Genomic DNA, 12,801 nt, shown 5'->3' on the forward strand with positions numbered 1-12,801 from the left:
CCCTTGTTAGAATGGACCGATAAAATGGCTGATCTGAAAGCACTTGCTGAGCAAATCGTGAACCTCACGCTGCTGGAAGCACAAGAACTGAAAACCATCCTGAAGGATGAGTATGGCATCGAGCCCGCCGCTGGCGGCGCTGTGATGATGGCTGGCCCGGCTGCTGGCCCGGCTGAAGCCGCAGAAGAAAAGACCGAATTCGACGTGATCCTGCTGGAAGCCGGCGCCTCGAAAATCAACGTGATCAAAGAAGTTCGCGCGATCACGGGTCTGGGTCTGAAAGAAGCAAAAGACCTGGTCGAAGCCGGTGGCAAAGCTGTGAAAGAACAGGCGCCCAAAGCTGAAGCCGAAGAAATCAAAGCGAAACTGGAAGCCGCTGGCGCCAAGGTTGAGCTGAAGTAATCGGCCCCGTGCGCCACAGCGCGCCAGGCTAACGTAAAATGGCTGGGTCCGGACGCGTGTCCGGTCCCGGCCAAAGCTGTTTCTGGACAGGGTTCCCGCGCGGAGCCTTGTCCAGGGACAGTTGCGGGCTCGGGAGCAGGCCGGTGGGACGGTTTGCATGAATAGGGCCCAAACCCCGTTTCGCAAAAGGGTGCGACAGCTGACGCCCAACAGTTGTGCCACCCGCGAAAAATTGAAAGGTGACGACGAGCATGGCTCAGACCTATGTAGGCCACAAGCGCATCCGCAAGATGTTCGGTAAAATCCGCGAAGTTCAGGAAATGCCGAACCTGATCGAAATCCAGAAATCTTCCTACGACCTGTTCCTTCAGTCCGGCGATGCGGCCGTGCCGACGGAAGGCGAAGGCATCATGGGGGTGTTCCAGTCGGTATTCCCGATCAAGGATTTCAACGAGACTGCGCATCTGGAATTCGTCAAGTACGAGCTGGAAAAGCCGAAATACGACACCGAGGAATGTCAGCAACGCGACATGACCTATGCGGCACCTTTGAAGGTGACGCTGCGGCTGATCGTGTTTGATGTGAATGAAGATACCGGCGCGAAATCCGTCAAGGACATCAAGGAACAAGACGTGTTCATGGGCGACATGCCCTTGATGACCAATAACGGTACGTTCATCGTCAACGGGACCGAGCGGGTTGTCGTCAGCCAGATGCACCGCAGCCCCGGCGTGTTCTTCGACCATGACAAGGGGAAAACCCATTCCTCGGGCAAGCTGCTGTTCACCTGCCGGATCATTCCCTATCGCGGCTCGTGGCTGGACTTTGAATATGATGCGAAAGACCTGATTTTCGCGCGGATCGACCGTCGCCGCAAACTGCCGGTGACGACCCTGCTCTATGCGCTTGGCATGGATCAGGAAGGCATCATGGATGCCTATTACGACACGGTCGACTACAAGCTGGAGCGTAATCAGGGCTGGGTCACCAAATTCTTCCCCGACCGGGCACGCGGCACCCGCCCGACCCGCGATCTGGTCAATGCCGCCACCGGCGAGGTGATCGTCAAGGCGGGCGACAAGGTCACCCCGCGCATGGTCAAGCAATGGCTTGACGGCGAGGCGGTCGAAAACCTGCTGGTGAACTTTGACGATATCGTCGGGCGTTTCGTGGCGCGCGACATCATCAACGAGGAAACCGGCGAGATCTATGTCGAGGCCGGCGATGAGCTGACCTGGGAACTGGACAAGGACGGCGAAGTCAAAGGCGGCACGCTGAAGGTGCTGCTGGACAACGACATCACCGACATTCCGGTGCTGGACATCGACGGCGTGACCGTGGGGCCGTACATCCGCAACACCATGGCCGCCGATAAGAACCACAGCCGCGACGGCGCCCTGATGGATATCTACCGCGTCATGCGTCCGGGTGAGCCGCCGACCGTAGAGACCGCTTCGACGCTGTTCAACTCGCTGTTCTTCGACAGCGAGCGTTATGACCTGTCCGCCGTTGGCCGGGTGAAGATGAACATGCGCCTGCAACTGAACGCGCCTGACACCCACCGCACCTTGCGCAACGAAGATATCGTGGCGTGCATCAAGGCGCTGGTGGAACTGCGCGACGGCAAGGGTGCCATCGACGACATCGACCACCTGGGCAACCGCCGCGTGCGGTCCGTGGGCGAACTGATGGAGAACCAGTACCGCGTGGGCCTTCTGCGGATGGAACGCGCGATCCGCGAGCGGATGTCCTCGGTCGAGATCGACACGGTGATGCCGCAAGACCTCATCAACGCCAAACCGGCGGCGGCTGCGGTGCGTGAATTCTTCGGCTCCAGCCAGTTGTCGCAATTCATGGACCAAACCAACCCGCTGTCCGAAGTGACGCACAAGCGTCGCCTGTCTGCGCTTGGGCCGGGCGGTCTGACGCGCGAACGCGCGGGCTTCGAGGTGCGCGACGTTCACCCGACCCACTATGGCCGGATGTGTCCGATTGAAACGCCGGAAGGTCAGAACATTGGTCTGATCAACAGCCTTGCCACCTTTGCGCGGGTCAACAAATACGGCTTCATCGAAACGCCATACCGCAAGGTGATCGACGGCAAGGTGACCGATGAGGTTGTCTATATTTCGGCGACCGAGGAAATGCGCCACACCGTGGCGCAGGCCAACGCGCAATTGGACGAAGAAGGCCGGTTTGTGAATGAAATGGTCTCGACCCGCCGGGCCGGGGACTTCATGCTCAACCCGTCTGAAGCGGTCGATCTGATCGACGTTTCGCCCAAACAGCTGGTGTCGGTTGCGGCCGCGCTGATCCCGTTCCTGGAAAACGACGACGCCAACCGCGCGCTGATGGGGTCCAACATGATGCGGCAGGCGGTGCCTTTGCTGCAATCTGACGCGCCGCTGGTCGGCACCGGGATCGAGGGCGTCGTTGCCCGCGATTCGGGCGCTGCGATCATGGCGCGCCGGTCGGGTATCGTCGATCAGGTGGATGCACAGCGGATCGTGATCCGCGCGACCGAGATGATGGAAACGGGCGAGCCGGGGGTGGATATCTACCGCCTGCGGAAGTTCAAGCGGTCGAACCAATCGTCGTGCATCAACCAGCGCCCGCTGGTGAAGGTGGGTGACGTGGTTACCCGCAGCGAGGTCATCGCCGATGGTCCGTGCACCGACATGGGCGAGCTGGCCGTGGGCCGGAACGTCGTCGTGGCCTTCATGCCGTGGAATGGTTACAACTATGAGGATTCGATCCTGATTTCCGAGCGTATTCTGCGCGACGACGTCTTTACCTCGATCCACATCGACGATTATGAAGTTGCCGCCCGCGACACCAAGCTGGGGCCGGAAGAGATCACGCGCGACATTCCGAACGTGGGCGAAGAAGCCCTGCGCAATCTGGATGAAGCCGGGATCGTCTATATCGGTGCCGAAGTGCAGGCCGGTGACATTCTGGTGGGCAAGATCACGCCCAAGGGCGAAAGCCCGATGACCCCGGAAGAGAAACTGCTGCGCGCCATCTTTGGCGAAAAGGCATCGGACGTGCGCGACACCTCGCTGCGGCTGCCGCCGGGTGCTTATGGCACCATCGTCGAAGTGCGGGTGTTCAACCGGCACGGCGTTGAGAAAGACGAACGTGCGCTGCAGATCGAGCGGGAAGAAGTCGAACGCCTGTCGCGCGACCGCGACGATGAGCTGGAGATTCTGGAACGCAACATCTACATCCGTCTGCGCCAGCTGATCCTGGGCAAGGTTGCGGTCAAAGGCCCCAAAGGCGTGCGCCCGAATTCCGAGATCACGGACGAACTGCTGGGCACGCTGTCGCGCGGCCAGTGGTGGCAGCTTGCCCTTGGTGATGAGGCCGAGGCGCAAGAGGTCGAAGGGCTGAACGCACTTTATGACCAGCAAAAACGCCAGTTGCAGGCGCGGTTCGACGACAAGGTGGAAAAAGTCCGTCGTGGCGACGACCTGCCGCCCGGCGTGATGAAAATGGTCAAGGTGTTCGTTGCGATCAAGCGCAAGCTGCAAGCGGGCGACAAGATGGCCGGGCGTCACGGCAACAAGGGTGTTATCTCCAAGGTCGTGCCGATCGAGGACATGCCGTTCCTTGCGGATGGTACCTCGGTCGATATCGTGCTGAACCCGTTGGGCGTGCCGTCGCGCATGAACGTCGGGCAGATCCTTGAAACCCACATGGGTTGGGCGCTGCGCGGCATGGGCCTGCAAATCGACGAAGCATTGCAGGATTATCGCCGTTCCGGCGACCTGACACCGGTGCGCGAGGCGATGAAGCTGGCTTATGGCGATGACCTGTACCAAGAGGTCTTTGCCAATCAGGCCGATGACGCCTTTGTCGAATCCGCTGCATCCGTCACCAAGGGCGTGCCCATCGGCACCCCGGTCTTTGATGGCGCGAAAGAGGCTGACGTGAACGACGCGCTGATCCGGGCGGGCTTCAACCAATCCGGTCAGTCCATCGTGTTCGACGGCCGGTCGGGGGAGCAATTCACCCGTCCGGTTACCGTCGGCGTCAAGTACATGCTGAAGCTGCACCACCTTGTCGATGACAAGCTGCACGCGCGTTCCACCGGGCCCTACAGCCTGGTCACGCAGCAGCCCTTGGGCGGTAAGGCGCAGTTCGGCGGTCAGCGTCTGGGTGAGATGGAGGTCTGGGCACTGGAAGCCTACGGTGCCGCCTATACCTTGCAAGAAATGCTGACGGTCAAATCGGATGACGTGGCAGGCCGGACGAAGATTTACGAATCCATCGTCAAGGGCGAAGACAACTTTGAAGCCGGCGTGCCGGAATCCTTCAACGTGTTGGTCAAAGAAGTCCGTGGCCTTGGCCTGAATATGGAACTCCTGGACGCGGAAGAGGAATAACCGCCCTTAGCGCGGTCGGGGCAGGGCGCAACACGCCGCCTTGCCCCCCTTTTTCTGCCCCTCTTTCAAGGATGACGACATGAACCAGGAACTCACCACCAACCCGTTCAACCCGGTTGCGCCGATCAAGACCTTTGACGAGATCAAGGTATCGCTGGCCAGCCCCGAGCGCATCTTGTCATGGTCCTATGGCGAGATCAAAAAGCCCGAAACCATCAACTACCGCACGTTCAAGCCCGAGCGCGACGGCCTGTTCTGCGCGCGGATCTTTGGCCCGATCAAGGATTACGAATGCCTGTGCGGCAAATACAAACGCATGAAGTATCGCGGCGTTGTCTGCGAGAAATGCGGCGTCGAAGTCACTCTGCAAAAGGTGCGGCGCGAACGGATGGGCCACATCGAACTGGCCTCGCCGGTTGCGCACATCTGGTTTCTGAAGTCGCTGCCTTCGCGCATCGGCCTGATGCTGGACATGACGCTGCGCGATCTGGAGCGCGTGCTGTACTTTGAAAACTATGTGGTGATCGAACCCGGCCTGACCGATCTGACCTATGGTCAGATGCTGACGGAAGAAGAGTTCATGGATGCGCAGGACCAGTATGGTGCTGACGCCTTCACCGCGAACATCGGTGCCGAAGCCGTGCGCGAAATGCTGGCCGCCATCGACCTTCAGGCCGATGCCGACCGCCTGCGCGAAGAGCTGAAGGAAGCCACGGGCGAATTGAAGCCCAAGAAGATCATCAAACGGCTGAAAGTCGTCGAATCCTTCCTCGAATCCGGCAACCGCCCGGAGTGGATGGTGATGACCGTGCTGCCGGTGATCCCGCCGGAACTGCGCCCGCTGGTGCCGCTGGATGGTGGCCGGTTCGCGACCTCGGACCTGAACGACCTGTATCGCCGGGTGATCAACCGGAACAACCGTCTGAAACGGCTGATCGAGCTGCGCGCGCCCGATATCATCGTGCGCAACGAAAAGCGCATGCTGCAGGAATCGGTCGATGCGCTGTTCGATAACGGCCGTCGCGGCCGGGTCATCACGGGCAACAACAAGCGTCCGCTGAAATCGCTGTCGGACATGCTGAAGGGTAAGCAGGGCCGCTTCCGCCAGAACCTTCTGGGGAAACGGGTCGACTTCTCGGGCCGGTCGGTCATCGTGACCGGGCCAGAGCTGAAGCTGCATCAATGCGGCCTGCCCAAGAAGATGGCGTTGGAGCTGTTCAAACCGTTCATCTATTCGCGGTTGGAGGCCAAGGGCCTTTCATCCACGGTGAAGCAGGCGAAAAAGCTGGTCGAAAAGGAACGCCCCGAGGTTTGGGACATCCTGGATGAGGTGATCCGCGAACATCCCGTGATGCTCAACCGTGCGCCGACGCTGCACCGTCTGGGCATCCAGGCGTTTGAGCCGATCCTGATCGAGGGTAAGGCGATCCAGCTTCACCCGCTGGTCTGTACCGCGTTCAACGCCGACTTCGACGGCGACCAGATGGCGGTTCACGTGCCCCTCAGCCTTGAGGCGCAGCTTGAAGCCCGCGTCTTGATGATGTCGACCAACAACGTGCTGTCGCCCGCGAACGGTTCGCCGATCATCGTGCCGTCGCAGGATATGGTGTTGGGCCTGTACTACACCACCATGCAGCGCAAGGGCATGAAAGGCGAAGGCATGATCTTCGCCGATGTCGATGAGGTCGAACATGCGTTGGCCAATGGTGACGTGCACCTGCACGCCAAGGTCACCGCACGGATCATGCAGATCGACGAGCATGGCAACGAGTACATGAAGCGGTTCGAGACCACGCCGGGCCGCCTGCGGCTGGGCGCGCTGCTGCCGAAAAACGCCAAGGCGCCGTTTGAGCTGGTCAACACGCTGCTGCGCAAGAAAGACGTGCAGACAGTCATCGATACGGTCTACCGCTACTGCGGTCAGAAGGAATCGGTGATCTTCTGTGACCAGATCATGACGCTGGGTTTCCGCGAAGCCTTCCGTGCCGGGATTTCCTTCGGCAAGGACGATATGCTGATCCCCGACAGCAAATGGCCGATCGTGAACAATGTCCGCGATCAGGTAAAAGAGTTCGAGCAACAATATCTTGATGGCCTGATCACCCAGGGTGAGAAGTACAACAAGGTGGTCGATGCCTGGTCGAAATGCTCTGATGAAGTCGCGACCGAGATGATGGCGGAGATTTCTGCGGTGCGCTACGACGATGAGGGCCGCGAGCAAGAGCCGAATTCGGTCTACATGATGTCGCACTCCGGTGCGCGGGGTTCGCCTGCCCAGATGAAACAGCTGGGCGGGATGCGCGGGCTGATGGCCAAGCCTTCGGGCGAGATCATCGAGACGCCGATCATCTCGAACTTCAAGGAAGGTCTGACCGTTCTTGAATACTTCAACTCGACCCACGGCGCGCGGAAAGGTCTGGCCGATACGGCACTGAAGACCGCAAACTCGGGCTATCTGACCCGCCGTCTGGTGGATGTGGCGCAAGATTGCATCGTGCGCAGCATCGATTGCGGCACGGACAGCTTCATCACGGCCTCGGCCGGGGTGAACGATGGTGAGGTCGTGTCCTCGCTGTCCGAACGGATCCTGGGCCGTACTGCCGCCGAGGAGATCATCCACCCGGAAACCGGCGAGATCCTGGCGAAACTGAACGAGGCGATCGACGAACGCCGCGCCGATGCGATTGACGCGTCGGGGCTGACCTCGATCAAGATCCGCTCGCCTTTGACCTGTGAGGCCGAAGAAGGCGTCTGCGTCAAATGCTACGGGCGCGATCTGGCACGCGGTACCGAGGTCAACGTGGGCGAGGCCGTGGGGATTATCGCGGCCCAGTCCATCGGCGAACCCGGCACGCAGCTGACGATGCGGACGTTCCACATCGGCGGTATCGCACAGGGCGGCAGCCAGTCATTCCTGGAAGCCAGCCACCCGGGCAAGATCGAATTCCGCAACCCGAACCTTCTGGAAAACGCCGCCGGCGACCAGATCGTGATGGGCCGGAACATGACCATCGCCATCATGGGCGACCACGGGGTCGAGCGTTCGACCCACAAGGTTACCTATGGGACGAAGGTGTTCGTCAAGGCGGATCAGGAGATCGAGCGCGGCGCCAAACTGTTCGAATGGGACCCCTATACCCTTCCGATCATTGCAGAAAAACCCGGCGTTGCGAAGTTCGTCGATCTGGTTGCGGGCCTGTCGGTCCGTGATGAGACCGATGATGCGACGGGCATGACGCAGAAGATCGTGATCGATTGGCGGTCGGTGCCGAAGGGGTCTACCCTGAAGCCCGAGGTCATCATCATGGACCCCGAAACCGGCGAACCCGCGCGGACCGATGCGGGCAACCCGGTGATCTATCCGATGTCGGTGGATGCCATTCTGTCGGTGGAAGACGGGCAAGAGATCAAGCCGGGCGACGTGATTGCACGTATCCCGCGCGAAGGTGCCAAGACCAAGGACATCACCGGGGGTCTGCCCCGCGTGGCGGAATTGTTCGAGGCGCGCCGCCCGAAAGACCACGCGATCATCGCGGAAATCGACGGCTATGTGCGGTACGGCAAGGACTACAAGAACAAGCGTCGCGTAACCATCGAACCTGCCGACAGCTCGCTGGAGCCGGTGGAATACATGGTGCCGAAAGGCAAGCATATCCCCGTGCAGGAAGGCGACTTCATCCAGCGCGGCGAATATGTGATGGACGGCAACCCCGCGCCGCATGATATCTTGCGGATCCTGGGGATCGAGGCGCTGGCCAACTACCTGATCGACGAAGTTCAGGACGTCTATCGTCTGCAGGGTGTGAAGATCAACGACAAGCATATCGAAGTGATTGTGCGTCAGATGCTTCAGAAACTGGAGATCATGGACGGTGGCGAAACGACCCTTCTGAAGGGCGAACACGTTGATAAGGCTGAGTTTGACGAGGTCAACGACAAGGCCGTCGCCAACAACCTGCGCCCGGCACGCGGTGAGCCGATCCTTTTGGGGATCACCAAGGCAAGCTTGCAGACCCGGTCGTTCATCTCGGCGGCGTCGTTCCAGGAAACCACGCGGGTGCTGACCGAAGCTTCGGTTCAGGGCAAGCGCGACAAACTGGTCGGCCTTAAAGAGAACGTGATCGTGGGCCGTCTGATCCCTGCGGGGACGGGTGGTGTGACGACCAAGGTGAAGAAAATTGCGGCGGACCGGGACCAGAAGGTTCTGGACGCGCGGCGCGCTGAGGCGGAAGCCGCCGCCGCGCTGGCCGCACCCGAGCCGGCACCGATGTCCGAGGCCGATGTGGTCTTTGGCACCGGCAAGTCGGACAGCGATAGCTGATCGACCGACCTTCGCGACAAGATCAACCCCCGCCCATGTGGCGGGGGTTTTTTTATGCCTGAAACACTGCCCGCAGATGCGGTTGGGCAAGTCTTGATGAGAGATTAACGCGGATCAGGCCCGAGTGCGGCAGGGGCTGTGAGGGGCGTTGTTTTGTTGGGGATTTGCAAAAAAGCGGTGTCTGGAAACGGTATGGTTCCGGTATGGGTTTGATACATACGCCGGGGCCGAATGGGGCGGTTTGGTGCCAAGGGTCACAGGCCACGGCGCGCGTGACCGGCACGGCAAACAAAAATGCCGCCGCCCGGGTGGGGCGGCGGCGTGTGTGGGGGCTACGGGCAACGGTGGCGCGGGTGTGCTGCCCAGATCGGCGCAGCGTTGGGCGCGCGCGCCACGTCCTCAGGATTTGGTGAGGCGGTTCTTGCGCTGTTGGCGGGCCATGTCTTGCATGTCGACGGTGGTGTCTGTCTCATCCACGATCTCGGCGCCCAGCAGGGTTTCGATCACGTCTTCCATGGTGACGATCCCGGCGGTGCCGCCGTAGCTGTCGACGACCAATGCGATATGTTCATGTTTGACCATGAAGTCGTTGAACAGCTGGAAGATGTTGTACCCTTCGGGCACCACGATGATGTCGCGCACGAAGGTGCTCAGGGGTTTGTCCTGCGCATCGTCGATCAGGTGTTCCAGCACGTCATCTTTCAGCACATAGCCGACGATGGTCTCGGAGTCGGCATCCTCGCGCAGGGGGATGCGCGAATGCGTCAGCTCTTGCTGGTGGTCATAGAATTCCCGCGCGGTCATGGCCTGTAGGGCCGACACGACCACGGTGCGGGGGGTCATCACGTCTTCGGCCTTGACGGTCCTGAAGCGCAGCAGGTTTTCGATGAACTTGACCTCGGCGGGATCCAGATGCCCTTCTTGAGAGCCGATCTGCGCCATGGCGAGAAAATCGGTGCGGCTGAAGATCTGCTTTTCCTTGTCGGCATTGAAAATGCCGGTGACCTGCTGGCACAGCCAGATGATCGGCGCGAGGACTTTCAGCACCAGATGAAGCGAGCGGATGGTGAAGGGTGCCAGTGCGCGCCAGTTGGTGGCGCCGATGGTCTTTGGGATGATCTCCGACAGTATCAAGATGGCGGCGGTCATGGCAACGGGCACAACCAGCCCCGTGACAATGGGGTAGCTGTCGCCCCAGATCAACGTGGCCTGCGCGCCGACACCGATGGCACCCACAGTATGGGCGATGGTGTTGAGCGTCAGGATACCGGCAAGCGGCCTGTCGATGTTATCCTTGAAGTCGCGCAGGATAACGCCGGATTTGCTGCCCTTCTTCAGCTCAATCTGCATGTAGGACGGCGAAATGCTGAGCAGCACGGCCTCCCACAGGGAACAGATGAAAGAGACAGCGATAGATAAGGCAAGAAAAGCGATCAGAAGCGAAAACATGGAATCCTTCAGTTGGCGCACGGTGTGTCCGACGGGACACGGGCCCAACGACACACCAATATAGGGACGGGATGGGGTGTCGCAAGGCTGCTGGCGGCGGAAGGCTGCGGGCTGTGGCCGGATTGTCAGCGCAACCTCTGGCGTGTGGCAGGGCGGCAGCGTAGACCTTCACAGGTGAATCGTTTGCGGGGGAGGCCGGGCGGCAATGGTGAACGGGAATTTGCGCGGCGCGGGGCTGATGCTGCTGGCCATGGCCGGTTTCGGGCTGAACGACGCCTGCATGAAATACCTGTCGGCCGAGCTGCCATTGTTTCAGGCGGTGTTCCTGCGCGGACTGGGCACGGCGGTGCTGTTTGCGCTGATCGCCTGGCGGATGGGGCTCTTGCACCTGCGGCTGTCGCGGCGTGACCGGGTGCTGGTGGTGGCACGGTCGCTGGCCGAGGCGGTGTCGGCCTTCTTTTTCTTCAATGCGCTGTTCAACATGCCGCTGGCCAATGTCACGGCGATCATGCAGGCCCTGCCACTGACCGTGACGCTGGCCGCCGTGGTGTTTTTGCGCGAACCCGTGGGCTGGCGGCGGATGCTGGCGATCTGTATCGGGTTCGTCGGGGTCTTGATGATCGTGCGTCCGGGGTCGGACGGGTTCACGATCTATTCGGTGTCGGCGCTGGCGGCGGTGGCGGTGGTCACCGGGCGCGACCTGGTGACGAAGCAGATCAGCGCGCAGGTGCCATCGGTCACAGTGGCTTTTGCCGCAGCCCTGGGGGTGATGCTGTTTGCCGGGCTGGGATCGCTGGGCGAGGATTGGGTGATGCCTTCGCCTGTGGCCGTTGGCGCCCTGAGTGTGGCCACGTTGTTCATCGTCATGGGGTATCTGTGCGTTGTGATGGCAATGCGGGTGGGCGAGATGGGATTCGTGTCGCCCTTCCGCTATTCGGGGCTGGTCTGGGCCTTTTTGCTGGGCTATCTGGTCTTTGGCGAAGTGCCCGACCTCCTGACGGTCGCGGGCAGTGCGCTGATCGTTGCGACGGGGCTGTTTTCGCTCTATCGAGAGCAACGCGCGCGGCGGCGACTGCAACCAAAGGTGCTGTAACGCGCGGCGCGCCTTGTCGGTGTTGACACCCCCCCCGATTCCCCCTATACGCGCCGGAACTCCACCCGTTCGGGCTGTTGCCCGGGGCTGAGTGTCAGAGATATGAGTGGTCAAGATCCGGGCCCAGTTGCCCCGATCCTCTGGAATTCCACCGCGGCGTTTCCTTTACAGGGGAACGCAGGCGGTTTTGTGCGTTGCATCCTACGGCAACGCAGGTCGAGCGCGGCGCAAAAGCGTCGGGTATATGAACGGGTTGCAACACGGGAAGAACCGGAATGCCAACGATTCAACAGCTGATCCGCAAACCGCGGCAGCCAAAAGTAAAACGCTCCAAGTCCATGCACCTGGAGCAATGCCCCCAGAAACGTGGGGTCTGTACGCGCGTCTATACGACTACCCCGAAGAAGCCGAACTCGGCCATGCGGAAGGTCGCCAAGGTGCGGCTGACCAACGGATTCGAGGTGATCAGCTATATCCCCGGTGAAAAACACAACCTGCAAGAACACTCGGTTGTGCTGATCCGCGGCGGCCGGGTGAAAGACCTTCCGGGTGTCCGTTACCACGTTCTGCGCGGTGTGCTGGATACGCAAGGCGTCAAGGATCGCCGCCAGCGTCGTTCGAAATACGGCGCCAAGCGTCCGAAGTAAGGAGATTAAACGATGTCTCGTCGTCACGCCGCTGAAAAGCGCGATATTCTGCCCGACGCCAAGTATGGCGACACGGTTCTGACAAAGTTCATGAACAACCTGATGATCGACGGGAAGAAATCCGTCGCTGAATCCATCGTGTACAACGCGATGGAGCGGGTTGAGTCCAAGCTGAAACGTGCGCCCATCGAGGTGTTCCATGAAGCGCTGGACAACATCAAGCCGTCCGTCGAAGTGCGTTCGCGCCGTGTCGGTGGTGCCACCTACCAGGTGCCCGTCGAAGTGCGCCCGTCGCGCCGCGAAGCTCTGGCCATCCGCTGGCTGATCACCGCCGCGCGCAAGCGCAACGAGCACACCATGCAAGAACGCCTTGCGGGTGAATTGCTGGACGCGGTGAACTCGCGCGGGACGGCCGTGAAGAAACGCGAAGACACCCACAAGATGGCAGACGCCAACAAAGCGTTCAGCCATTACCGCTGGTAACCCATTAGCCTGAGGACTGAC

The 12,801-nt window shown here is 60.6% G+C and carries 7 protein-coding genes; 6 read left to right on the forward strand and 1 reads right to left on the reverse strand.

The window, feature by feature from the left end:
* Positions 1 to 24: 24 nt before the first annotated feature.
* The 3 genes from rplL (at position 25) to rpoC (ending at position 9,108) form a co-directional block, all read left to right on the forward strand.
* On the forward strand, positions 25 to 402 hold the full coding sequence (gene rplL / locus H9529_RS13310) for a 50S ribosomal protein L7/L12 (RefSeq protein ID WP_092892378.1): 378 nt from the start codon (positions 25 to 27) through the stop codon (positions 400 to 402).
* A 251-nt stretch (positions 403 to 653) separates the two neighbouring features.
* A complete protein-coding gene (gene rpoB, locus H9529_RS13315) occupies positions 654 to 4,787 on the forward strand; it encodes a DNA-directed RNA polymerase subunit beta (protein ID WP_092892380.1) in 4,134 nt (1,377 codons plus the stop codon).
* 79 nt (positions 4,788 to 4,866) lie between these two features.
* On the forward strand, positions 4,867 to 9,108 hold the full coding sequence (gene rpoC / locus H9529_RS13320) for a DNA-directed RNA polymerase subunit beta' (protein WP_092892382.1): 4,242 nt from the start codon (positions 4,867 to 4,869) through the stop codon (positions 9,106 to 9,108).
* A 399-nt stretch (positions 9,109 to 9,507) separates the two neighbouring features.
* On the opposite strand, the gene H9529_RS13325 is transcribed toward rpoC, so the two are convergent.
* Positions 9,508 to 10,557, reverse strand: a complete 1,050-nt coding sequence (locus H9529_RS13325; RefSeq protein ID WP_092892384.1) for a CNNM domain-containing protein — start codon at positions 10,555 to 10,557, stop codon at positions 9,508 to 9,510.
* Positions 10,558 to 10,762: 205 nt separating this feature from the next.
* Here H9529_RS13325 and H9529_RS13330 point away from each other — a divergent pair, with 205 nt between their 5' ends.
* From H9529_RS13330 to rpsG, 3 genes are all read left to right on the forward strand, one after another.
* A complete protein-coding gene (locus H9529_RS13330) occupies positions 10,763 to 11,650 on the forward strand; it encodes a DMT family transporter (protein ID WP_092892386.1) in 888 nt (295 codons plus the stop codon).
* Positions 11,651 to 11,925: 275 nt separating this feature from the next.
* A complete protein-coding gene (gene rpsL / locus H9529_RS13335; protein WP_092892387.1) occupies positions 11,926 to 12,297 on the forward strand; it encodes a 30S ribosomal protein S12 in 372 nt (123 codons plus the stop codon).
* A gap of 12 nt (positions 12,298 to 12,309) precedes the next feature.
* Positions 12,310 to 12,780, forward strand: a complete 471-nt coding sequence (gene rpsG, locus H9529_RS13340) for a 30S ribosomal protein S7 (protein ID WP_092892389.1) — start codon at positions 12,310 to 12,312, stop codon at positions 12,778 to 12,780.
* Positions 12,781 to 12,801 lie beyond the last annotated feature (21 nt).

This window comes from Roseicitreum antarcticum, assembly GCF_014681765.1.
Taxonomy (GTDB): Bacteria; Pseudomonadota; Alphaproteobacteria; order Rhodobacterales; family Rhodobacteraceae; genus Roseicitreum; species Roseicitreum antarcticum.